This is a genomic window from Pseudomonas sp. PME37.24/025, assembly GCF_055556615.1.
Map to the genome: position 1 here is coordinate 579,075 of NZ_JBVHNK010000001.1, position 22,382 is coordinate 601,456.

The following is a 22,382-nucleotide window of genomic DNA, read 5'->3' on the forward strand; positions in this document are numbered from 1 at the left end:
GTTTTTATTGGGCGGTTCGGGATGTGGACGCTTGTGACAACGCCTTCGGATCAAGTCCAACGAACGGCGCCTTGGCCCACACGACCTTGCCGCCGACCACCGTCAGCAGCACGTCGTTTCGGCCCAGCTCATCCTCTGGCACCTGCATGAAGTTCTTGTCCAACACGATCAAGTCGGCGAATTTTCCGACCTCGACCGAACCGACGACAGCGTCCAGTTTCAGTTGCTCGGCGGCATTCATGGTGATGGTGCGCAGCACGTCAGTGCGCGACAGCGCCGGATCGGTATTCAACCTGCCCGCATACTTGGGGCCGTAGCTGTGCGGGTTCAGCGGATCGCCTGAACGGGTGACCCCAATCTTCAGCGCCAGGAATTCATCAAGCGGGTCGACAGGCCAGTCGCTGCCATAAGCAACCCGGCCGCCAGCGCGGCTGATGCTGCCCGATGGTTCCATGCGGGCAAAACGCGCAGGCCCGAGATGATCGCTGGTGCCGTCAACCGTGGACGGCGCCTGCTGAGCCCACTGGAAGGACATGTTGGCGGTCACATCGAGCGCCTTGAAGCGTGCATAGTCGGCGGGGTCCACCGATTCGGCGTGAGTAATGGCCGGACGAAAACCATTGCCCGGCAGTTGCTGGCGCACGTATTCGATACCGTTCAACGAGTCACGCACCGCTCGGTCCCCGGTGGCGTGAAGGTGCGGATCGAGACCGGCCTGCACCGCTTGCAACAGCAGCGGATTGAGCACTTGCGGCGGGAAGTACAGCTCACCGGTATTCTTGCCAGGCGTCCACTTCGGCGCGACATCGGTGCCGGCATTGCGCAGGTACGGCGTCAACATTGCCCCGGTATCCGCTGGAGCGTTGATGATGCCGTCCATGAACAATTTAACGTGGCGCATGCTCACACCCGGCGCGACTTTGGCTTCGCCCTGGTCGTAGGTGTTGGCCAATGCCTTGGCCTCGGCAATGGTTTTCGCCGGGTCTGCAGCGGCGGCGGCAGGGTCGAGCTTGATCGCCAGCAAGGCCCGTGCGGTCAGCTCGCCCGACTGTTGCAGGGTGGTAAACGCTTTGCCATTTTCAGGTCCCGACAAGGCATCGAAGAAACTGGTGATGCCTTGCTGGCGCATGGCGTCGAGCGCCGCGCGGGTCTGCTTGAGTTTTTCTGCGTCGGTGGCGGGCGGCACCACGGCGGCCATGGCATCGGCGGCACCGTCTTCGCAAATACCGGTCGGGTTGCCGGCGCTGTCGCGCACGTACTTGCCATCGCCCGGATTGGCCGTGTGCTTGTTGATACCCGCGACCGCCAAGCCACGGGAGTTTGTCAGCACGGTATGGAAGTCGGTGGAACGGACCTGAATCGGGCGATCGGTCTTGAGTGCATCGAGCGTCGACTTGTCCGGATCGCCATCGAGCCCGGTCATGCCCATGCGGTCCCAACTGCCCACTTCAAGCCAGACATCCGGGCCCTTGCCCTTGTCGGCATCCAGACACGCCTGAATGGTTTCCTGGAAAACCTTGCGGGTCATCGTCTGATATTTCAGGTCGCACAACGTCATGGCGCGACCGCCGTCCCCCGGATGCATGTGCGCATCGACGAAGCCGGGCATCAACATGCGCCCCGCCAGATCGATCAGCTGTGTCTGCGTGCCGATGTACGAAGCAACGCCTTCATCGCTGCCGACATAGACGATCTTCCCGCCTGTGACGGCGATTGCCTGCTGCACGGAGTTCTTGCCATCGACGGTGTAGACATAGCCGTTGCGCATCACCATGTCAGCCGGTGTCGAACCCTGGGTCTGACACCCCACCAGCGCCATGCAGGAAAATGCCGTTGTCGACGCAACGGCGATAAACAGCCTGGAAAATTTCAACTGCCTCACCTCTGTTTTTATAGTTTTGGAAGTGGCCCGAACAGACGGCCGCAAGCCTCTGATATGCAGGCATACCCTATAGGGCGCAGGCGTCGGATGGACCTCTACAAATGAGGAGGGGTGAGGTCATTAAATGACAGGGATCCGATCTGGTGATTCTCGCCAAGTCGTCTGTTAAGGCGCGGAACCTGTGGGAGCGAGCCTGCTCGCAAAGGCGGCGGTACAGTCAACATTGATATGGCCTGACACGTCGCTGAACACGATGACGCCTTGCTCGCCATCGGTCAGCTCGATCAGGCGTAAGCCTTTTACTGAGGGTGGTTGGGCGCAGAGGAAGCCGACGTGGCGCAGGTCGTAGACGCCGGGCACGGGGTTGTTGGCGGCATCTGGGAAGTAGAACGAGGCAGATATTTTTTTTTAGCTACCCTTGGCGACTGCTCGGCAAAGGGCGCATCGATCTGTTGGGGCTCGGCGATGAGGCCTTGGGCGGTGGCCGTGAGGGATTTGATCCAGCCGGCAGCCGGGGCGTCGTATTGCGTGTGGTCGATGACCAGCCGCCCCTAGCAACTAGACGGGCATCCAGTTGCAAAAAAGCCCTGCGGGTTGGCTTTGCCTCTATCGATATTTGTACGGTGTTTTTTCTGAGCACCATTGCTTGTGTGCTAGGTTGAAACACACGATTAGCGCTACTAGGGACACAAGCGATGACAGAGCACAGCATGGAAGTGAATCTTAAAGACTTTGTGAAATCTATCGGACTTGATAAAGCTGCGCCCCATCGTTATAGCTCCCTGCTCGCTCTTCACCTGCTTGGCGGGTCCCTGTCTGGCTATCAAAACCCTGCGAAGGTCATTAGGGAAATCGAGGAGCTAGAGGCAGGACAGCCAGGCCAATTGAAAGCTCCGATCCAAAACCGCCATCCTCCACTGAAAGGTCTTTGGCATAAACACTACATGCAAGATGGGATAGGATCACTGGCCCACAATGTCCAAAGGGGCTTAAACATATATGGCATTCCATTTTTCGAGCAAAAAATTCGAGAAGCAGAGGAAGCTGGTGAAGAGCGCTTTCTCACTGCCGAAGACGTACCTGCACTCGTAAATGATATCGTTAGCGGAAACCGACAACGTCTCGCCGAAGCACAGGCCATAACAGGCGAATGGCTCATTTTTGCGAAGCACGAAGGTCAAAATTACTACCTCTGCGTCACTACGCACGATAGCTCAACACATGATCACGTCCGCAAGCAGATCGATGAGGTCTGTTGTAGAGAGTTTCCCTTCCTCGCGAAGCTGCTGGCCGAAGCTTAGTCTGACCCTTCTCGCCTGTACGAATCCCCAGAAACGAAAAAGCCCAGCGGATAGCTGGGCTTTTTCGTTAATGACACATTCGTCTTAGGCAGAAGCCTTCTCGGTTTTTCGCGCCATCTTGATAGCTTCCGCCTTATCCAGCACATCACGCTGAGAGGCGATCGCTTTAGACATCGCCACTATAAATACGTCCCGCTTGGTCTCGGGGGAAGCCTTGCAGAAAAATTCAGCCAAAGGACTGGATTTTCCGGTCTTAGCTGCACTCATTTTTCTCTGCCTCGGTTAAGAGCTCGATAAGCTCAAGATGATCATAGGTCTCAGGTATCAGGTCGTCAATCTGGTCGACGGTCACATCACCTGCGTACGCGGCATCAGTCCCATCAGTATTTTTGATAAGTAAATTCACGACCAGATGCTCCCCATAGGATTGTCTGATGTCGACAATGTTCCTTCTAGCTGCCAGATACTGTCTGACGAACTCATCCATGGGAATGTTGCGGCCTTCAGTTATCTCCCTAGCCCTTACGAACTGCCAGGCCAATTCTGGCCTCTGATAAACGTACATAATCTGGGCGAACCTTCGGTTACCCAAGACCCTGTCAATATTGCGTCTTGCGACATCTATATTTGCCATCGTCCCGTCAAGAATGAACGAAATTCGTTTCTCAAAAGCTCGATCCAACACCTTTTCGAGAATTTTTGTAACCGCCCTCTGAAACAGATAAGAATTACAACCCGTGTATCCTGGGATCAAGGTCCTGAAGTCATCAGGATCTATGCGAAGCACCCGTTGAGCCTCATATTCTTCATCACCCTCTTCAAAAAATTCAACGAAGGCCTTGGAAATCTCCGTTTTCCCAGCCCCGGGCGACCCGGCCATAAAAACCGTTATAGGGAAATCCTCTGGTGCAAAGATGCTGGTGTCAGCAATTGCCCTTGCAAGAGAAGCCCTATTGGCCCGAGCAAACTCAAAGGCAACCTCTTCTGTCGCTTTTTCTTCGGGGGTCATTTGAAGCTCGCAATTCGTTTGGCTCAACCTAACACTTAGATCGCCTCTAGACCATCAGCCTGTCTGTACGACTCGCGCACAAGAGGATTCAACATCGCCCGAGGCTCCTTGTTTAAGTGACCTCAAAGTTACATCCTGAAAGCTACAAAACCTTGCGCCGTTGCCTACGGCTGCACCAGAATCCGCCGGCTTGTGCGCTTTGCGGTCACTCGGTAACTTGACTCGTGTCACTGCTCATCAGTGATCGGGTTTAGCAGCCCGTGGTGACGAAGCGCATTTGCATCCAGACAGTCAGGTCATTTCATGCCTGCACTTTATGGTAGCTGTGCGCAGGGCGCCCTCGGGCGCGCCGGATTCGTCTCCACCGGTCTGCTAACCTGCGTATAGCTGCCACCTTCGTTTAGCAGCGATTCGGTGACGGCTCCACAGTGTTGGAGAATTGAATATGTTCAAGGTTACACCGAACCCACCGGACACCGATCCGGCCTCCCCGTACGAAGCCGATTCAAAAAAACTCAATGAGGCCGCCGAACGCGCCCTCAACTTCCACTTCCCATCGAATGCCGACATCAAAGCCACCGCGCGTACACCCTGCACGATGCTTTTAGTGAACCCAGAAGCCACAACCGAAACCCTGGCGGTTTTTTTGGTCGAGACGCTGGCCTCGGTCGATGTGATGGTCCATCAGTTGGTGGATCATCTGGAGGGTGAATCGCGCTACGCCCTGCTGGGCATTTCAAACAGCATCATGGTGGCGGAGATCACCGCGAACCGGGTGCTGGATAAAATCGATACCCCTTAGAAATGTGAACTCCATTCCCCGAGGCTTGCCCTAATGCCAGTCAGTTAAGGTGCGCAACGTGTGGGAGCGAGCCTGCTCGCGATGACGGCGGTACATTCAGCATCAATATTGGCTGACCCGACGCTATCGCGAGCAGGCTCGCTCCCACAAGGATTGCAGTGTTCAGATACTTCACTGACTGGCATTAAGGCTTGCCCGCGAAGGCGTCAGGTCTGGCACACCGCGTTATCGTTCTTCGCGGGCAAGCCTCGCTCCTACAGGGGGACGCGTTGTAGGCGGATTTAATCGCGGCGCGTCGTATCCGCGAGCGAAGTCGCGGAACGCAGCACAGAACCCAGTTCCACCTTGCTCTTCACGCCCAGTTGCAGATAGCAGTTGCGCAGATAGGTGCGCACTGTCGCAGGACTCAACTCCAGGATTTTGGCAATCTCCTTGTAGGAATGGCCGGCGGCAAACAGCATGGCTGCCGTTCGCTCGCGTGGCGCAAGCATCGCCCCGCGCGACTGGGCTTCGAGCGACAGGATGACGTGCTCGGCGTTAGGGCTCAGTGTCAGGGCGCAGCGGCCCAGGCGCATGACGCAGGGTGCCTTTTGCAGTTGCGCGATCACCTGCGCGGGAAGCATTGAACCGTTCCAGCCGGGTAATTCCCGTTCGATGGCTGCACACAGCGTTGCCCCCACGTACAGCAAGCTGCCGTCCATGCGCGCGACGCCAAAGTCAGACGCCCCGTTGCCCGTGTCGGAGCGGATCATGTCCTGCACCTGGAATCGCCACAGCTGCAACAGATGGTCGCAGAAGGCCGAAAACAGATCGGCCTCGTTGTCGTTGAAAGCCGAGGCATCAATGCCCCGGTAGAGACAGACAAAGAACATCAAGCCGCTTTCGGGTAACTCGAAGGTGATGCACATCAGGTAGTAGAGGTCGTGGCGCCGAGCGAACGTGTTCACTTCTTCATTGGGGTCGTTGAAACCGCTGTCGCGCAAGACCTCCCCGGGTCGACTCAAGGTGTCATGGGAGAACTGGTCGTTGCGCGCACACGTGTGCCACTCGGCGGCGAACGACTCGGGTAGATTGATTCGCCCGTGCATCCAGCTTCTGGGCGATACATCGACGCCTGACGCAGACATCTCGCCCCACCAGGCCGAAGCGAAGGGCACCAGTTGGCTAAATGCCTGCAGGCCGTCTGCAATGAACTGCGATGCACCGCGATCTCGGGCAAGACGCCCCAGGTGCAATACGCAAAGGTTGAACGCTTGCAGCGTTGCCATCGACGCCTTGGCGCCGACCTCATCACCCTCCTCCATCGTTCTGATCCTGCTCGCTGCATGGCGTATTATTTTTTTGACCATGCCATAGGCGCAGCGATTGCGTCCAGCCCCAGGCGCGCAAGCTCGCTCGCCACGGGGCTGGCGTGGTTTTCAGAGATTGATTTCACTGGCCGGCATAACATCGATCCGTGCCACGGAGCCGGTCAGGTGCGCCAGATCCTTGTTATGTTCGGCGATGATGTCTTCGGCGCTCATCGTGCCGTTGTCGATGGTGGAATGGGCGTCGGCCACCAGCACGACGTCGTAGCCCAATTGATGCGCCTGACGAACGGTGGCGTTGATGCAGTAGTCGGTTTGCAGACCGCAGATGATCAGGCGGTCGGCCTCCAGTTCTTGCAGATGTTCATGCAAGTGGGTCTGGTAGAACGAATCCGGGGTGGTTTTGCGCAGCCGCAGGTCTTGGGGTGAAGTCTTCAGACTGTCGGCCAGTTGCCAGCCTTCGCCGCCGTATTGCAGCAGGTCGCCCTCTTCTTCGTGCTGGATCAGGATGACCGGGATGTCGGCGGCCCGGGCTTTGGTGCTGAGATCGTTGATGGTGTCGATGACGCGCTTGATGTCGAAGCATTCATACTCGCCGGTGCACAGCGCGCGTTGGACATCAATGATCAGGAGTGCGGTGCTCATGGCTTCCTTCCTTAGAGAGGTCGGTAGAACGATGGATTACAACTCCCTTTCTGGTCTGTAGCAGCTATCGAGGCTGCGTTCGAGGATCGGGAATCAGGGCCACCCGGGGAGTTCAGGTGGCCGCTGATCGCCTGTTTTAGTAACCGAGTGACAACCCGGTATTACGCCGTGGATCGTTCGCTCCATAGAAGCGGTTTTTGCCCACAGGCTTGCCTTCCAGCGAAGGCGCACCTACCAGAATAGCTGCGATATGGTTGGGGTCCTGCGGCCCGGCAAATTTGTGCCCCCAGCTTTCGAGCATCTTCTTGGTGTCCGGGCTGGTGGCGAAGTTCTCCAGGTTGGTTTCTTCCGGCAGCCATTGCTGGTGGAAACGCGGCGCATCCACCGCTTCCTGGATGTTCATGCCGTAGTCGATCACGTTGAGGATGGTCAGCAGGGTTGCGGTGATGATGCGACTGCCCCCGGGAGTGCCGACAACCATGACGACTTTACCGTCCTTGGTGACGATGGTCGGGCTCATGGACGACAGCGGCGCTTTGCCGGGGGCGATGGCGTTGGCTTCGCCCTGCACCAGACCGTACATGTTCGGCACGCCGATTTTCGAGGTGAAGTCGTCCATTTCATCGTTGAGGATGACCCCGGTTTTGCTCGCCATCACGCCAGCGCCGAACCAGTCGTTGAGGGTGTAGGTCACCGACACCGCGTTGCCCCATTTGTCGACGATCGAGTAATGGGTGGTATTGCTGCCTTCGTGGGGCGCTACGCCGGGTTTAATCTCGCGGGATACGCCGGCTTTCTGCGGGTCGATGACTTCGCGGATTTTGGTCGCGTAGTTTTTATCCAGCAAATGGGCGATCGGATTTTTCACGAAGTCCGGGTCGCCGAGGTAGCTGTTGCGGTCCACATACGCGTGGCGCATCGCTTCGATCTGGTAGTGCATCGCCTGAGCCGAGCGGAAGCCCAGGTCTTTCATCGGGTAGCCGTCGAGAATATTCATGATCTCGCAGATCACCACGCCACCGGAGCTTGGCGGTGGCGCCGAGACCACATGATAGCCACGGTAATCGCACTCGATCGGCGCCAGTTCGCGGGTCTGGTATTTGTCGAGGTCGGCCTGGGTGATGATGCCCTTGTTGGCCTGACTGGAGGTGACAATGGCGTCGGCCACCCAGCCTTTATAGAAACCGTCGGCGCCCTTTTCGGAAATTTCCCGCAGGGTTTTGCTCAAGTCTTTTTGTACGAGTTTCTGGCCGACCTGCATCGGCTCACCGTTGTTCAGGAAGATCGAGCCCGAGTCGCGCATGTCTTTCTTGAAGACGTCGGTGGCGTACTCCAGCAAGTCGACATCGCCCTGCTCCAGCACAAAACCGTCTTCGGCAAGCTTGATCGCCGGGGCGATCACTTCCTTGCGAGGTTTGGTACCGTATTTTTTCAGGGCCAGTTCCATACCCGAAACGGTGCCCGGCACGCCAACGGCAAGATGGCCGCGGGTACTCAGGTCCGGGACGACGTTGCCTGCTTTGTCGAGGTACATATCGGGGGTCGCGGCCAGCGGGGCTTTTTCACGGAAGTCGAGGAAGGTCTTGCGCCCGTCCGCCAATTGAATCGTCATGAAACCGCCACCGCCCAGGTTACCCGCCGCGGGGTACACCACCGCCAGCGCATAACCTACCGCTACGGCGGCGTCGACGGCGTTGCCACCATTCTTGAGCACATCGACGCCGACGTGGCTGGCCAGATGCTGGGCGGTGACGACCATGCCGTTTTCGGCCGCGACCGGGGCGACGGAGGCCGCGTGGGCCGTCAGGCAACTCAGCGCCAATGTGGTTGCCACGAGCGATTTGGTAAAAGGTTCGAACTTCATGAGTCGGTCTCTTTTTGTTTTTAGGCTCTGTCAAAAACAGAGGGAACGGTTCAAGAGCAGTAGGCAAGTATGGCTGGGATTGCGTATTGCGCCTCCCCGACGAGGCAGTATGCTGGGCCCCCTGTTCAGCACTTTTACGGAGTCCGTCGGCATGTCCTACACCTTCACCACCCTGGCGTCTCCGGTCGGCGAATTGAAACTGGTGGCGAAAGGCGCCCGACTGGCGGCCATCCTCTGGGAAAACGACAAACCGGGCCGGGTAAGACTGGGGCCGATGACTGAAGCGGCGGACAACCCGATCCTGGTGCGCACCGCACAGCAACTGCAGGAATACTTCGCCGGCACGCGTAACCGTTTCGAGCTGGAACTGGATTTTGCCGGGACGGAATTTCAGCAAAAGGTGTGGCAGGCGCTACTTACGATTCCGTTTGGCGAGACTCGCAGCTACAGCGAGATTGCCCGGCAGATCGGCAATCCCAGCGCGGTTCGGGCGGTGGGGGCAGCTAATGGCAAGAATCCGATTTCGATTATCGCGCCGTGTCATCGGGTAATCGGTGCGTCGGGGAAACTGACGGGGTTTGCCGGTGGGCTTGAGGCGAAAGAGCGGTTGCTGACGCTCGAAGGGTACGAGTGCCACGGGGCCGGCAGCATGGGTGATTTATTTTGAGCTAATGAGCCCTTGTGGCGAGGGAGCTTGCTCCCGTTCCAGTGCGTAGCGCTGGCAAAATCTTCGACAAGGGGGCGTTTCACGCCCAACGCGAGCAAGCTCGCTCGCCACAGAACTCGCAGTTTCAAAAAGACAGGGAACATTCCACAGGACTTACCTAAATCGCCGCCCGCAATTCCCGTGGCGACAAGCCATAGTGTGAGCGAAAGCGCACTGCAAAACGTGAGGCCGAGGCGTAACCGCTGGCACCGGCAATTTCACCGATGGGGCGAGACGTGGTTTGCAACCATTGCAGCGCCGTAGCCAGTCGAACACTTTCCAAAATATTCCTGAAACTGCCCCCTTCATTGGCCAGTTGGCGACGCAAAGTCGACTCGCCAAGGTTCAGGTGTTGTGCAACGTGCGCAACAGTCCAGTCTCTTTCCGGGCTGCCCATCACCAGCTGCTGCACCCGTTCGCACAGTGGATCGTTGCGATCCATCAGCAGCGGCCCAGCCTGACCGCCGAGGCACAGGCTCAGCAGAACCGCTTCCCCATAATGGGTGCGTAATGCATCCGGCGCGTTCGCATTGATGGAGGCCAATAACTGATCCCATGCCTGTGTTGTATGCCTGTCCAGAGGGACACATAGATCTGACTTCGGGGCACGGCGATGACTCATGATCTGCTGGCCATATCGGCTGCTGAAATTACGCAGTGTCGAACCGGGAAAGGTCACCACATCAGCGATGTAGTGACCGTGAAGGCCGGGGAAATTTGAGATGCCAAGCTCGCGCCCGGCCGGCATCAGAATCAGATGTTGCGGCCCTGCACGCATTTCCCGGTCATCCCATTGCAGCAGTTTTTCCCCCTGCCGCACTCGACACAACGCGGTAGCGAATATCGACACCCGTTGCAATGTATGGGGCTGTCGCGCCCGTATGACACACGCATCGATAATATTTTCCCGGTGCTGTATGCCGAAACAAGGGCGCATCGTTCTTAACGTCCGTAAGTTGAAGTAATGGTCGCTTTGGCCAAGGCGTTGGCATTGAGCATATAGCCCACCAGGGCTCCGCTGGCCTGGTTGTCGAGGGGTAGCTTATCGACTTTCAACGCCCATACGGTGAATTGATAGCGATGCGGCTTATCCCCTACAGGAGGGCAAGCTCCGCCAAATCCCGGTTGGCCATAATCGGTTCGCCCTTGTACTGCACCGGCAGGCAGGTTCGAGCCGACCCCGCTTGGCAAGCTGCTGGTTGAAGCGGGTAAGTTGACCACCGTCCAATGCCACCAGCCGCTGCCGGTCGGCGCATCAGGATCGTAGACGGTGACCGCGTAACTTTTGGTGCCCGCCGGGGCGTTGCGCCAGGAAAGTTCGGGAGAAGTATTACCCCCTTCGCAACCGAAGCCCTGGAACACTTCGCGACTGGTCAGCGGGCGGTTCTCGGCAATATCCTGGCTCGTCAGCGAGAAGTCGGCAGCGTGCCCCGTGAGGACGACCCCCATGGACAATGCGGATAGGATTATTCTGATGTTCATCGTGACCTCATCTGAGTGTTGGCGTGAGGTACGAGTCTAGAGAGCGCGAAGGCTGGTTACTGTGCCGAAATGCTCGACCATTGTGCCTGAACGCTCTCTCGAATCAGATGAACTGCAATTGTAAAACCGCACCGGCTCAAACCGCTCCGAAGACATCCTTCATCGCTGCATACTGCAGCAGCATGATGGTCTTGGCATCGCAGATCTCCCCACGATAGAACGCCGCCAGCGCGTCGTCGAACGCCCACTCCAGCACTTCCAGTTCTTCGGTTTCTTCCTCCAGCCCGCCGCCATCACTGACCTTCGAAGAGGCGTCGTACTCAGCCATGAAGAAATGCAGCTTTTCAGTCACCGAACCGGGGCTCATGTAAGCCTCGAAAACCTTCTGCACATGGTGGACGCGATAGCCGGTTTCTTCTTCGGCCTCAGCACGAATGCGCTCTTCGGGCGCAACGCCTTCCAGCAGCCCCGCCGCCACTTCAATCAGCAATCCATCGTGGCCGTTGACGAACACCGGCAAGCGAAACTGGCGGGTCAGTACGACGGTTTTCTTCTCGCGATTGAACAGCAGAATCGCCGCGCCGTTGCCGCGATCATAGACTTCGCGAGTCTGACGCTGCCAGTCGCCGTTGTTGCGCAAGTAATCGAAAGTGATTTTTTTCAGCAGATACCAGTCGTGGGACAGCACCTGGGACTCGATGATGTTGACCCGCTCGGCTGTATTCGACATGACAATCCCATCCTTATGTTCGTCAGAAAGCGTCCATGTTAGGCGAAAACAGAAAAGCCCGGCGACTGCTGCAATGCTTGTTCATTTAAGAGAATCTGGAGTCAGAGAAACCTGTGGCGAGGGAGCTTGCTCCCGCTGGGCTGCGTAGCGGCCCCAAAAATCTGACAACCATTGCGATTTTTGTGAGCGCTACGCACTCAAGCGGGAGCAAGGTATCCGTCCGGCCAACACACCTTCCTGACCTTCAGCCAATCTGCTCGAACCGCCGCCTGGTCACGAACAGCCCCGCGCCCACCGGCACGGCAAGGACCGACATCAATCCCAAGTCAAAGCCCAGCAACTGGGTCTGGCTCACTGCAACGCAGCCGATTGCGCCTGCCACCACCAGCGTCACCCCTAGCCACTTGCGCAGCGGGTACGGCTTAAGAAACCGATCAAGTAGAAAGGCCAGCGCCACGACGATGACCGTCTGGGTAATTTCGGACATGTGCAGCCCCACTCAGGTCTTGATGATCAGGGATTCGGAAGAGCGCTGTGGGCCAATCCCACCATTGACCTGCGCCTGGATGCTGACGATTACGTCGCCAGCATGGTAGGTGGGCAGAGCGTCATTGACGTACGAGCGCACACCCGCCGTTACAACAGTACCTGCGGCGACACTGCCTGCAGGTCCGGCTAAACCGCCCACAGTACCGGCAGCGCCACCGAAGGCGGAGGCGGCAAGGTTGGCGACCTTGGTGCGTTGGGCATTGAGGGTATCGCCCTGTTGCCGGGTCAGTGGCTTGGAGATGCCGATCATCATCAGGCACGGCAGGCTCTTGGCCTGCATCTTGTCGTACACCTCGACGACCTTGCTGTTGACCTCATAGTGGGCGCTTTTCGCCTCGCCAAAATGCAGCTCGCGCAGGCGTCCGCGTTCGCTGTCGGTGAGGGTGATCTGCGAGACGTTGAAGACGATCCCGTGATTGCCCATGTATTGGTAAGTCCCTTCGAACTTCATCGCGCATCCTTTCGAGGCAAAGATGGCGATTCTCTACAAGGAGCGCATTGGATTCAAATCATTTCACCTTGCTGGCAAGGCGTGTTGGCCGGGCGCTTACGGAGCAAGCTCCCTCGCCACAAGCTCTTACTGACTCAAGACGCTCTTGAGTGAACAGCATTGCGGCGCTTTCATCCTCAGGAAAGTTGCGCCTTGTATTCTTTCTGATACTGCCCGGCGAGGGTTTCTTTCTGTTGGTCGTCGAGTAACTTGCCGGCCATCTGGAAGAACTTCTGCTCCTCCTCTTTGAGGTGGTGATGGACCTTCTCCGAGAGTTTTTTCGCCGTTGCCAACCAGGACGGACTGGACATTTCGGTGGCATCCAGCGCTTCCATCATCTCGTCCATTTCGTGGTGTTCGGAGATGGCGTGGCGGCTAAGATCCACGCCGTTGTCGAACTCCATCAGCGGCATGTAGAAATGGCGTTCTTCAGCGGTTGCGTGGGCCTGAAGCTCGGATTTGAGCCGTTTGTAAGCCTCGACCCGTTCCGGGGTGTCGCCACTGGTTTGAATCAGTGCATCGGCATAGCGGCGCTGACGGTCGTGGCTTTCGCGCAAGGCTTCAAAAATGTTCACGGGTTGCCCTCAATGACTGCTTTCAACAACGATGCTGTTCACGCTAGACATTCCCGGAGCCCCGGGGGTTCCTTGGGCTTTGGGGGGATAGAACAATCGCCGCAACCGGGATAGGCTCCGTGTTCACTGCCATAAGGATGTGTTGCCTATGACTCTGCGAATCGAATTGTCGAAAAATGCCACTCAGGAGGAGCGCGAAGCGATCCTTACACCGCTGCGCGCCTACAACGCCGCAAAGGCCGGGGCCACGGTGTCGGAGCAGATTGCTTTGCTGGTACGCAATGACAGCGACGAGATTCTCGGCGGGCTTTATGGCCGAGTGTTTTACCAGTGGTTTTTCATTGAGTTGTTGTCAGTCCCGGAGCTGGCCCGGGGACAAGGGATGGGCTCGAAACTGATGCAGATGGCCGAAGACCTGGCGCGGGAAAAGGAATGCGTGGGGATCTGGCTGGACACCTTCGACTTCCAGGCGCCGGAGTTTTACAAGAAGCACGGCTACAGCGAGTTGGGGCACATTGCCGATTACCCGCCGGGCCACAAGCGCTTCTTTTTCCAGAAGCGTTTGGGCTGATTAAAACGCAAAACCCTGTGGGAGCGAGCTTGCTCGCGATAGCGGTGGGTCAGTCGATATCAATGTCGAATGACAAACCGCCATCGCGAGCAAGCTCGCTCCCACAGAAACTGCATCTGCCCAACAACCCGGTGCACGAGGTGCCTGCTTACAAACAGGTAGCCAACGCCGCCAAACGGCGCTTGGCGACAAAATCATCGTGCTGCGCGTAGTAGCTCAATGCTGTGCCCGAGGCATCGGTGGTCACGTCCACGAAGGACTCGGCCGAACGGGTGTAGACCGTCGAGCCACCCTTCTTGCCGGGCTGCAAATACGCGCCCGCATCGACGCCGAATACCGCTTCGTCCTGCCAGGCAAATTGCACGCACTGGGCGACGACTTTTTCCGGTTTGTCCGAGGTCAGGGTTTTGTACGGGGTTTTGGTGCGGGCGTCATTCATCGCCGATCCGGCGCAGCCCGCCAGCAAGGTTGCGGCCAGCGCCACCATCAGAATTCGCATTGCGTTCGCTCATCAAGAAAAAGCGGACTGTATCACCGCGGCGCGGCGTATCGTTCTGCTTTACTTCATTTATACCGCGACACCGCGCGACGATTCGCGCACCCTGTCGCGCCATTAACGCCGCATCGCCCATTTTTTCCGGGCGCATTTTTCTGGAAAGGTCATGACACCCAACGCCGAATATTACAAACCGACCGCTGAATACGCCGACAAGCTGATCAGCCAGATCGGTCAGACGCCTTCCTGGATCGCCAAGCGAATTGGCGTCACCGACAAGCGGATTCGCTACATTCTTGATGGCGAAAGAACCGTCAAAGGCGAAACCACGCCCATCCAGATGACCTACCCCGAGCAATTTGCTCTGGAGTGTCTGGCCGCGGCCGCCAAGGCGAGCAAAAAGCAGTCTTCTAAGGAGTGACCATGGCGGCAACCGAACAGCAACACGAGCAGGCGCTGAAAAGATTTCTCGATGAGCGTCCTGAACTGCGCATCGAACTGGATAACCTGAATCCACTGTTGGCCCAAGCCAAGGGCGTGACAGTCGCGCAGTACCGCGACGAGCGCTTGCATGAAGCGTTCGAAGCCGAGGCTGAGCGCCTGGGTTTGTTTGCCTGGGAGCTGACGCTGCAACTGACTGCCGCCACACCTGAGGATTACCAGGCCCAACGCCTGGAGGTGCATAAGGAGGTCGCGGAGATGGCCGGCATGGACTGGCTGGAGTATTGCGAGTTATATGGGTTAACCAAATAATCATCGCTGCTCAAGGAAGCTTTCGTCGATGCTGCCTTCGCCCTTAAGTACCCGGGCCACACCGGGCCATTTGCATACCCATAAATGGCGCGGACGCATCGGCCTGTCGATGGTCGCCGGTTTGTCGGTGCTCGCCGGCATGACCGATGCCATCGGCTTCATGGCCAGCGGTGACTTCGTGTCCTTCATGAGCGGCAACACCACCCGTCTGGCCGTGGCGATCAGCGATGGCGACCTCGGGCTGACCCTGCGCCTGGTAATCCTCGTGGCCACATTTGTCGCCGGCAACGCCTTGGGCATTGTCGTCAGCCGTTTCGGTGGCCGACGAGCGTTGCCGTTGCTGCTGTGCATCGCCACCCTGCTCTGCGGCGCTGCAGCCTGGCCCTACGAGACGCAATTGCCGGCGCTGCTGGCGGCGATCATCGCCATGGGCATGCTCAATGCTGCCGTGGAAGAAGTGAACGGCCTGCCGGTCGGGCTGACCTACGTCACCGGCGCGTTGTCTCGGTTTGGTCGTGGGCTGGGGCGGTGGATGCTTGGCGAGCGGCGCAATGGCTGGCGGGTGCAATTGATTCCGTGGGCAGGGATGTTTGCTGGCGCGGTGCTTGGAGCGCTGTTGGAACAACATCTTGGGCTCAAGGCCCTGTTTGTCAGCGGGCTGCTGGCCGGGGTGCTGGGGTTGCTGTCGTTGAAGATTCCGCGGCGTTGGCAGTTGGGGTATATGCCGCGCTGAATCTTGTATTGACTGTTCGGACCTCATCGCGGGCAAGCCCGCTCCCACAAGGACTTGTGTGATGCCAAAGGTTGCAGCTTCGCTACATAACCTGTGGAAGCGGGCTTGCCCGCGATGGCGGCGACTCGGTCTACGAGTAAACGCCCTTCGCCGCCCCGCCGATAAAGCTTTATCATGGCCGCAGTTTTGCTGATCGAGTCCGTCATGAAGTTTGCCATTGCGCTGTTTTCCGCCGCCCATGCGCCCTCCTCGCGCCGTGCCTTGTTGTTCGCCCAGGCCGCGCTGGCCGGCGGGCATGAGATTGTCCGGCTGTTTTTCTATCAGGATGGCGTCTACAACGCATCCGGCAGCGTGGTCACGCCTCAGGACGAGCAGGATTTGCCCAAGCAATGGCGCAACTTTGTCAGCGAGCATCAACTCGATGGCGTGGTCTGCATCGCCGCCGCCCTGCGCCGCGGGGTGTTGAACGAGGAAGAAGCCCAGCGTTATCAGCGTGAAGCGGTAGCGGTGGGCGCGCCATGGGAATTGTCCGGCCTCGGCCAGTTGCATGACGCGGTGCAGGACGCTGACCGTTTGATCTGTTTCGGAGGCGCGTGAGATGGCTAAATCCTTGCTGATTATCAGCCGTCAGGCGCCGTGGTCCGGGCCGAATGCGCGGGAAGCGCTGGACATCGTGCTGGCCGGTGGCGCCTTCGATCTGCCGATCGGCCTGCTGTTCCTCGATGACGGCGTGTTCCAGCTCGCCGCGAAACAGGACGCCAAGGCGTTGCAACAGAAAGACCTGAGCGCCAACCTGCAAGCCTTGCCGATGTTTGGTGTCGAAGACCTGTTCGTGTGCGGTGAAAGCGCCGCGGCCCGTGGTCTGGACCCAAAAGGTCTGTCGCTTGAAGAAGCCCAGGTGTTGGCCGCCCAGGAAATCACCGCCCTTATTGACCGTTACGACCAAGTGATCACCCTCTGATGTCGACTTTGCATGTGTTGTCTCATTCCCCTTTCGGCGACGACCGCCTGAGCAGTTGCCTGCGCGTGATCGGCGCCAACGATGCGCTGCTGCTGAGTGGCGATGCGGCTTATGCCTTGCAGCCAGGCACCGCACCATTGCGCACGCTGCATGCTCGCAGCCTGAAACTGTTCGTGCTGGCCGAAGATGCTCAAGCACGGGCTCTGCAAGTCCCGGATTGGGCCAAGGCCATCGATTACCCGGCCTTCGTCGAGCTGTCGATTCACTACGACAAGGTCAACAGCTGGCTATGAAATCCCTGACGGTCGGCGCCCGCGCCATTGAACTGGACAAGGACGGTTTCCTGGTCGAACTGAGCGACTGGTCTGCCGAGGTGGCCGCCGCCCTCGCCGCTGCCGAAGACATCGAGTTGAGCCCGGAACACTGGGAGATCCTCGAACTGCTGCGCCGTTTCTACGACGAATTCCAGTTGTCCCCGGCCACCCGTCCGCTGATCAAATACACCGCATTGAAACTCGGCCCCGACAAGGGCAACAGCCTGCACCTGAACCGACTGTTCAAAGGCACCCCTGCCAAACTCGCCGCGAAACTGGCGGGCCTGCCCAAACCGACGAATTGCTTATGACCGACTATCCAGCACTGACCCTCGAAACGCCCGCCGAGCACCCGTTCGCCCAGTTCGTGCGGATCCTTGGCAAAGGCAAACGCGGCGCCCGCGACCTGACTCGCGAAGAAGCCCGCGAGGCCATGGGCATGGTGTTCGACGACAAGGTCGAGGACACCCAGCTCGGCGCCTTCCTGATGCTGTTGCGGCATAAGGAAGAAAGCGCCGAGGAAATGGCCGGGTTCACCGAAGCCTTGCGTGAACGCCTGAATCCACCGGCGCTGGCGGTTGATCTGGACTGGCCGACGTATGCCGGCAAGAAGCGTCACCTGCCATGGTATCTGCTGGCGGCCAAGTGCCTGGCGCAGAACGGCGTGCGCATCTTCATGCATGGCGGCGGCGCGCACACGGCCGGTCGGCTGTACAGCGAACAACTGCTCGAGACGCTGAACATTCCACTGTGCCGCAACTGGCAGCAGGCCGGCGCTGCGCTCGATCAGGGCGGTCTGGCGTTCATGCCATTGGTGGACTGGGCCCCGCCACTTCAGCGAATGATCGACCTGCGCAACACCTTGGGCCTGCGCTCGCCGATCCATTCCCTTGCACGGATTCTCAACCCGCTGGGCGCTCGCTGCGGCCTGCAAAGCATTTTCCACCCCGGCTATCAGGCCGTGCATCGCGAGGCCAGCGGCTTGCTGGGCGATACCGCAATCGTGATCAAGGGCGATGGCGGCGAGATTGAAATCAATCCGGACGCCGACAGTCACCTGTATGGCACCACCGGCGGCGAAAGCTGGGATGAAGAATGGCCACAGCTGTCGACCCAGCGCCACGTCAAACCGGCGAGCCTTGATCCCGAGCATTTGAAAGCCGTATGGCGTGGCGATGTAGTCGACAGCTATCCACAGATGGCGTTGATCTCGACCATGGCCCTGGCGTTGCGCGGCCTCGGCCAGACCCGCGAGCAAGCGTTCGAAACCGCCCAGCAGTATTGGGATGCAAGGGACCGATCGATTTAACCGATCATAAACGCCCAACCTTTGCGCTTTTTGTTCGAACCTATGCGCATAGACTCCTCTCCAACGCTTATCGGTTGAGGAGTTTTGAACATGGGTTTGTTAGTCGAAGGCCGCTGGCAAGATCAGTGGTACGAAAGCAAGGACGGTACGTTCCAGCGTGAACAGGCACAGCGTCGCAACTGGTTGACCGCCGACGGCAAGCCAGGCTCGACCGGTGTCGGTGGTTTTGCCGCTGAGGCCGGTCGCTATCACCTCTACGTATCCCTCGCCTGCCCGTGGGCTCATCGCACGTTGATCCTGCGTAAGCTCAAAGGCCTGGAAAATCTTATCGATGTGTCGGTGGTCAGTTGGCTGATGCTGGAAAACGGCTGGACCTTCGATAAAAACCTGGGCTCGACCGGCGACAAGCTCGATCACTTCAATTTCATGCACCAGCGCTACACCGCCGATACCGCCGACTACACCGGCCGCGTCACTGTGCCGGTGCTCTGGGACAAACAGACAAATCGCATCGTCAATAATGAATCGGCGGAGATCATCCGCATGTTCAACAGCGCTTTTGATGAGTTGACCGGCAATGACCTGGATTTCTACCCGGCGCCATTGCAGGCCGAGATCGATGCGCTGAACGAGCGGATTTATCCAGCGGTGAATAACGGCGTCTATCGCGCCGGGTTTGCTACATCGCAGCAGGCTTATGAAGAAGCGTTCGACGAACTGTTTAGCGAGCTGGATCGGCTGGAGCAATTGCTGGGCGCGAACCGGTACCTGACGGGTGAATACCTGACGGAAGCGGATATTCGGCTGTTCACTACGATGATTCGTTTCGATGCGGTGTACTTCGGGCACTTCAAGTGCAACCTGCGGCGAATTGCCGATTATCCGAATCTGTCGAACTGGCTACGGGAGATTTATCAGTGGCCGGGGATAGCCGAGACGGTGAGTTTTGAGCACATCAAGAATCACTACTACGGTAGCCACAAGACCATCAATCCGACCGGGATCGTACCTAAAGGGCCGGCGCAGGACTTCACTGTGGCGCATGATCGGGCGCGGTTAAATGGGAAAGGGGTTTGGCGCAGGATCTGAATTCGTACAGGCTTTGAGGGCCTCATCGCGGGCAAGCCCGCTCCCACAGGGATTTGTGTGATGCCAAAGATTGCAGCTTCACCAAAAACCTGTGGGAGCGGGCTTGCCCGCGATGAGGGCGACTCGGTCTCTAGACCTGCGCCTGAGCCCCTTCAAACCATGCCAGTTTCTCGCGCAATTGCACCACTTCCCCAACGATCACCAGCGTCGGCGCATGTACTTCATGCTCCGCCACCAGCCGTGGAAGGTCAGCCAAAGTACCGGTAAATACCCGCTGATTGACCGTGGTGCCCTGCTGGATCAACGCCGCCGGGGTATCGGCCGCGCGACCGTGTTTGATCAACTGCTCGCAGATGATCGGCAGGCCGACCAACCCCATGTAAAACACCAGGGTTTGCGCCGGCGCGACCAAGTCGGCCCACGGCAAATCGGTGGAACCGTCCTTGAGGTGCCCAGTGACGAACCGCACCGACTGCGCGTAATCGCGGTGAGTCAGCGGAATCCCCGCATACGCCGCGCAACCGCTGGCGGCGGTGATGCCCGGTACGACCTGGAACGGAATGCCATGGGCCGCCAGCTCTTCGATCTCTTCACCACCGCGCCCGAAAATAAACGGATCGCCGCCCTTCAACCGCACCACGCGCTTGCCGGCCTTGGCCAGATCCACCAGATGCTGGTTGATCTGTTCCTGAGGCACGGCGTGATCGGCGCGGCGCTTGCCGACGTAGACCCGCTCGGCATCGCGACGGCACAAATCCAGAATCGCCGGCGCCACCAGACGGTCATACAGCACCACGTCGGCTTGCTGCATCAGACGCAAGGCGCGGAAGGTCAACAGGTCGGGGTCACCCGGCCCGGCGCCCACCAGATAAACTTCGCCGGTAGCGACAGGGGCTTCGCCATTGATTTTCGCCAGCATCAAGCGCTCGGCTTCGGCGCCCTGCCCGGCCAGTTGCCGGTCGGCAATCGGCCCCTGGAATACATCCTCCCAGAACGCCCGGCGCTGCTGCACATCCGGAAACAGGCCTTTGACCTGAGTGCGGAAACGCGCCGCCAGACCGGCCAGTTGACCGTAGGTGGAAGGAATCCAGGTTTCCAGCTTGGCGCGAATCAACCGCGCCAGCACCGGCGCATCGCCGCCGCTGGACACCGCAATGATCAATGGGGAACGGTCGACGATTGCCGGGAAGATCACGCTGCACAGGGCCGGCGCGTCCACCACGTTGACCGGCACGCAACGCCGATGAGCATCGGCGGAGACTTGCGCGTTCAGCGGCTCGTCGTCGGTGGCGGCAATGATCAGCCCGCAACCGTCCAGATCCGTTTCGGCGTAGCCACGCAACAGGCACTCGCCACCGCTGCCGACCACTAGCTCGCGCAGTTGCGGTTCGATTTCAGGCGCGACCACCCGCAGCAGCGCACCGGCTTCGGCCAGCAGGCGGGATTTGCGCAAGGCAATCTCCCCTCCGCCGACGACCAATACACGACTGCCGCGAAGGTTATGAAACAGCGGCAGATAGTCCATTTAACCGATGACCTCAAGGCCACCCATGTACGGTTTGAGCACCTCAGGCACACGGATCGAACCGTCGGCCTGCTGGTAGTTCTCGAGTACCGCCACCAGGGTACGACCGACCGCCAGGCCGGAACCGTTCAGGGTGTGAACCAGCTCAGGCTTGCCGGTTTCCGGATTGCGGAAACGCGCTTGCATGCGGCGGGCCTGGAAATCGCCACAGTTGGAGCACGACGAAATCTCGCGATACTTGTCCTGGCTCGGAATCCACACTTCCAGGTCGTAAGTCTTGACCGCGCTGAAGCCCATGTCGCCCGTGCACAGCGCCAGGGTGCGATACGGCAGTTCCAGCAGTTGCAGGACTTTTTCGGCGTTGGCAGTCAGGCCTTCCAGCGCTTCCATCGAGGTCGATGGCTCAACGATCTGGACCATCTCGACCTTGTCGAACTGGTGCTGACGGATCATGCCGCGAGTGTCGCGACCCGATGCACCGGCCTCGCTGCGGAAGCACGGCGTGTGGGCCACGAACTTGATTGGCAGCAGTTTCGAATCGACGATCTCGCCAGCGACGATGTTGGTCAGCGACACTTCAGCGGTCGGGATCAGGTACAGATCGGCTTCGCCTTCGCGGCTGATCTTGAACAGGTCTTCTTCGAACTTCGGCAGCTGGCCGGTACCCTGCAATGCAGGCGCCTGCACCAGGTACGGGGTGTAAGCCTCTTCGTAACCGTGTTCGTTGATGTGCAGGTTGATCATGAACTGCGCCAGCGCACGGTGCAGACGGGCAATCGGGCCGCGCAACAGGGCGAAACGGGCACCGGACAGCTTGGCGGCGGTTTCGAAGTCCAGCCAGCCGAACTTCTCGCCCAGGGCCACGTGGTCCTGAACCGGGAAATCGAAAGCTTTAGGCGTGCCCCAGCGGCGCACTTCAACGTTGCCCTCTTCGTCATCGCCGACCGGCACTGATTCGTGCGGCAGGTTCGGGATGCCCAGCAGGATCGAATCCAGCTCGGTCTGAATCGCGTCCAGCTCGACTTTACCGGCGCTCAATTCACCCGCCATGCGCTCGACGTCCGCCATCAACGGCGCGATGTCTTCGCCGCGCTGCTTGGCCTGACCGATGGACTTGGAGCGCGCGTTACGTTCAGCCTGCAGTGCCTCGGTACGGGTCTGGACGGTCTTGCGCTGTTCTTCCAGCGCTTCGATGCGCGCAACATCCAGCGTGTAGCCACGGGATGCCAGGCGGTCCGCTACGTCCTGAAGGTTGCTACGTAACAGTTTGGAATCGAGCATGTCGGTTT

At 58.8% G+C, this 22,382-nt stretch carries 28 protein-coding genes; 13 read left to right on the forward strand and 15 right to left on the reverse strand.

The window, feature by feature from the left end:
* Positions 1-4: 4 nt before the first annotated feature.
* Entirely contained in the window at positions 5-1,873 is a 1,869-nt protein-coding gene (locus ACZ3HH_RS02570; protein ID WP_465802623.1) for an amidohydrolase, read from the reverse strand.
* A gap of 719 nt (positions 1,874-2,592) precedes the next feature.
* Between ACZ3HH_RS02570 and ACZ3HH_RS02575 the strand changes: the two genes are divergently transcribed.
* Positions 2,593-3,183, forward strand: a complete 591-nt coding sequence (locus ACZ3HH_RS02575; RefSeq protein WP_465802624.1) for a hypothetical protein — start codon at positions 2,593-2,595, stop codon at positions 3,181-3,183.
* Between the two features lie 84 nt (positions 3,184-3,267).
* Here ACZ3HH_RS02575 and ACZ3HH_RS02580 read toward each other — a convergent pair whose 3' ends face one another.
* Together ACZ3HH_RS02580 and ACZ3HH_RS02585 are read right to left on the reverse strand one after the other, a co-directional pair.
* On the reverse strand, positions 3,268-3,450 hold the full coding sequence (locus ACZ3HH_RS02580) for a hypothetical protein (protein ID WP_008068377.1): 183 nt from the start codon (positions 3,448-3,450) through the stop codon (positions 3,268-3,270).
* Positions 3,437-4,192: a zeta toxin family protein gene (locus ACZ3HH_RS02585; protein WP_465802626.1), complete on the reverse strand. Its 756-nt coding sequence runs from the start codon at positions 4,190-4,192 to the stop codon at positions 3,437-3,439. The genes ACZ3HH_RS02580 and ACZ3HH_RS02585 overlap by 14 nt, the downstream gene beginning before the upstream one ends.
* 445 nt (positions 4,193-4,637) lie before the next feature.
* Between ACZ3HH_RS02585 and ACZ3HH_RS02590 the strand changes: the two genes are divergently transcribed.
* Positions 4,638-4,994, forward strand: coding sequence for a DUF6124 family protein (locus ACZ3HH_RS02590; protein ID WP_465802628.1), 357 nt, complete (start codon positions 4,638-4,640; stop codon positions 4,992-4,994).
* Positions 4,995-5,275: 281 nt separating this feature from the next.
* Here the strand turns inward: ACZ3HH_RS02590 and ACZ3HH_RS02595 are convergent, their stop codons facing one another.
* From ACZ3HH_RS02595 to ggt, 3 genes are all read right to left on the reverse strand, one after another.
* Positions 5,276-6,298 (reverse strand): helix-turn-helix transcriptional regulator, encoded by a 1,023-nt coding sequence (locus ACZ3HH_RS02595; protein ID WP_465802630.1) that lies wholly within the window; start codon positions 6,296-6,298, stop codon positions 5,276-5,278.
* A 114-nt stretch (positions 6,299-6,412) separates the two neighbouring features.
* Positions 6,413-6,946, reverse strand: a complete 534-nt coding sequence (locus ACZ3HH_RS02600; RefSeq protein WP_465802631.1) for a cysteine hydrolase family protein — start codon at positions 6,944-6,946, stop codon at positions 6,413-6,415.
* A gap of 136 nt (positions 6,947-7,082) precedes the next feature.
* Positions 7,083-8,810 carry a gamma-glutamyltransferase gene (ggt, locus tag ACZ3HH_RS02605; protein WP_465802632.1) on the reverse strand — a complete coding sequence of 576 codons (1,728 nt, stop codon included), beginning with the start codon at positions 8,808-8,810 and terminating at the stop codon, positions 7,083-7,085.
* Positions 8,811-8,961: 151 nt separating this feature from the next.
* Between ggt and ACZ3HH_RS02610 the strand changes: the two genes are divergently transcribed.
* Positions 8,962-9,477 carry a methylated-DNA--[protein]-cysteine S-methyltransferase gene (locus ACZ3HH_RS02610; protein ID WP_465802736.1) on the forward strand — a complete coding sequence of 172 codons (516 nt, stop codon included), beginning with the start codon at positions 8,962-8,964 and terminating at the stop codon, positions 9,475-9,477.
* 157 nt (positions 9,478-9,634) lie between these two features.
* Here ACZ3HH_RS02610 and ACZ3HH_RS02615 read toward each other — a convergent pair whose 3' ends face one another.
* From ACZ3HH_RS02615 to ACZ3HH_RS02640, 6 genes are all read right to left on the reverse strand, one after another.
* A complete protein-coding gene (locus ACZ3HH_RS02615; protein WP_465802634.1) occupies positions 9,635-10,453 on the reverse strand; it encodes a helix-turn-helix transcriptional regulator in 819 nt (272 codons plus the stop codon).
* Positions 10,454-10,458: 5 nt separating this feature from the next.
* Positions 10,459-10,998 carry a kinase inhibitor gene (locus ACZ3HH_RS02620; protein WP_465802636.1) on the reverse strand — a complete coding sequence of 180 codons (540 nt, stop codon included), beginning with the start codon at positions 10,996-10,998 and terminating at the stop codon, positions 10,459-10,461.
* 136 nt (positions 10,999-11,134) lie between these two features.
* Positions 11,135-11,728, reverse strand: coding sequence for an NUDIX domain-containing protein (locus ACZ3HH_RS02625; protein ID WP_465802637.1), 594 nt, complete (start codon positions 11,726-11,728; stop codon positions 11,135-11,137).
* A gap of 244 nt (positions 11,729-11,972) precedes the next feature.
* Complete coding sequence (locus ACZ3HH_RS02630; protein ID WP_019580101.1) at positions 11,973-12,215, reverse strand: hypothetical protein; 243 nt, start codon at positions 12,213-12,215, stop codon at positions 11,973-11,975.
* A 12-nt stretch (positions 12,216-12,227) separates the two neighbouring features.
* Entirely contained in the window at positions 12,228-12,728 is a 501-nt protein-coding gene (locus ACZ3HH_RS02635) for a hypothetical protein (RefSeq protein ID WP_465802638.1), read from the reverse strand.
* 176 nt (positions 12,729-12,904) lie between these two features.
* A complete protein-coding gene (locus ACZ3HH_RS02640) occupies positions 12,905-13,342 on the reverse strand; it encodes a hemerythrin domain-containing protein (RefSeq protein ID WP_048397272.1) in 438 nt (145 codons plus the stop codon).
* Between the two features lie 148 nt (positions 13,343-13,490).
* On the opposite strand from ACZ3HH_RS02640, the gene ACZ3HH_RS02645 reads away from it, so the two are divergent.
* Positions 13,491-13,913, forward strand: a complete 423-nt coding sequence (locus ACZ3HH_RS02645; RefSeq protein ID WP_465802641.1) for a GNAT family N-acetyltransferase — start codon at positions 13,491-13,493, stop codon at positions 13,911-13,913.
* A gap of 148 nt (positions 13,914-14,061) precedes the next feature.
* Here the strand turns inward: ACZ3HH_RS02645 and ACZ3HH_RS02650 are convergent, their stop codons facing one another.
* Positions 14,062-14,412 (reverse strand): hypothetical protein, encoded by a 351-nt coding sequence (locus ACZ3HH_RS02650; RefSeq protein WP_007904889.1) that lies wholly within the window; start codon positions 14,410-14,412, stop codon positions 14,062-14,064.
* A 163-nt stretch (positions 14,413-14,575) separates the two neighbouring features.
* Here ACZ3HH_RS02650 and ACZ3HH_RS02655 point away from each other — a divergent pair, with 163 nt between their 5' ends.
* The 9 genes from ACZ3HH_RS02655 to ACZ3HH_RS02695 all read left to right on the forward strand — a co-directional run bounded on the left by ACZ3HH_RS02655 (position 14,576) and on the right by ACZ3HH_RS02695 (position 19,568).
* Positions 14,576-14,830: a hypothetical protein gene (locus tag ACZ3HH_RS02655; RefSeq protein WP_008008546.1), complete on the forward strand. Its 255-nt coding sequence runs from the start codon at positions 14,576-14,578 to the stop codon at positions 14,828-14,830.
* 2 nt (positions 14,831-14,832) lie between these two features.
* A complete protein-coding gene (locus tag ACZ3HH_RS02660) occupies positions 14,833-15,162 on the forward strand; it encodes a DUF6388 family protein (protein ID WP_123358359.1) in 330 nt (109 codons plus the stop codon).
* 28 nt (positions 15,163-15,190) lie between these two features.
* Positions 15,191-15,895, forward strand: coding sequence for a YoaK family protein (locus ACZ3HH_RS02665; protein ID WP_465802642.1), 705 nt, complete (start codon positions 15,191-15,193; stop codon positions 15,893-15,895).
* A 204-nt stretch (positions 15,896-16,099) separates the two neighbouring features.
* Positions 16,100-16,492, forward strand: a complete 393-nt coding sequence (gene tusD / locus ACZ3HH_RS02670) for a sulfurtransferase complex subunit TusD (protein ID WP_064621317.1) — start codon at positions 16,100-16,102, stop codon at positions 16,490-16,492.
* A gap of 1 nt (position 16,493) precedes the next feature.
* Complete coding sequence (gene tusC, locus ACZ3HH_RS02675; RefSeq protein WP_052967905.1) at positions 16,494-16,856, forward strand: sulfurtransferase complex subunit TusC; 363 nt, start codon at positions 16,494-16,496, stop codon at positions 16,854-16,856.
* The gene (gene tusB, locus ACZ3HH_RS02680) at positions 16,856-17,149 is read left to right on the forward strand and encodes a sulfurtransferase complex subunit TusB (protein ID WP_465802643.1); all 294 of its coding nucleotides are present in this window, start codon (positions 16,856-16,858) and stop codon (positions 17,147-17,149) included. Before tusC ends, tusB begins: the two co-directional genes overlap by 1 nt.
* Entirely contained in the window at positions 17,146-17,481 is a 336-nt protein-coding gene (locus tag ACZ3HH_RS02685) for a TusE/DsrC/DsvC family sulfur relay protein (protein WP_095053183.1), read from the forward strand. The genes tusB and ACZ3HH_RS02685 overlap by 4 nt, the downstream gene beginning before the upstream one ends.
* On the forward strand, positions 17,478-18,479 hold the full coding sequence (locus ACZ3HH_RS02690) for a glycosyl transferase family protein (protein WP_465802645.1): 1,002 nt from the start codon (positions 17,478-17,480) through the stop codon (positions 18,477-18,479). The genes ACZ3HH_RS02685 and ACZ3HH_RS02690 overlap by 4 nt, the downstream gene beginning before the upstream one ends.
* Positions 18,480-18,569: 90 nt before the next feature.
* Positions 18,570-19,568 carry a glutathione S-transferase family protein gene (locus ACZ3HH_RS02695; RefSeq protein WP_465802647.1) on the forward strand — a complete coding sequence of 333 codons (999 nt, stop codon included), beginning with the start codon at positions 18,570-18,572 and terminating at the stop codon, positions 19,566-19,568.
* 130 nt (positions 19,569-19,698) lie between these two features.
* Here ACZ3HH_RS02695 and cysG read toward each other — a convergent pair whose 3' ends face one another.
* Both cysG and serS read right to left on the reverse strand, forming a co-directional pair.
* Positions 19,699-21,093 carry a siroheme synthase CysG gene (gene cysG / locus ACZ3HH_RS02700; protein ID WP_052967901.1) on the reverse strand — a complete coding sequence of 465 codons (1,395 nt, stop codon included), beginning with the start codon at positions 21,091-21,093 and terminating at the stop codon, positions 19,699-19,701.
* A complete protein-coding gene (gene serS / locus ACZ3HH_RS02705) occupies positions 21,094-22,374 on the reverse strand; it encodes a serine--tRNA ligase (RefSeq protein ID WP_050682726.1) in 1,281 nt (426 codons plus the stop codon).
* Between the last annotated feature and the right edge of the window lie 8 nt (positions 22,375-22,382).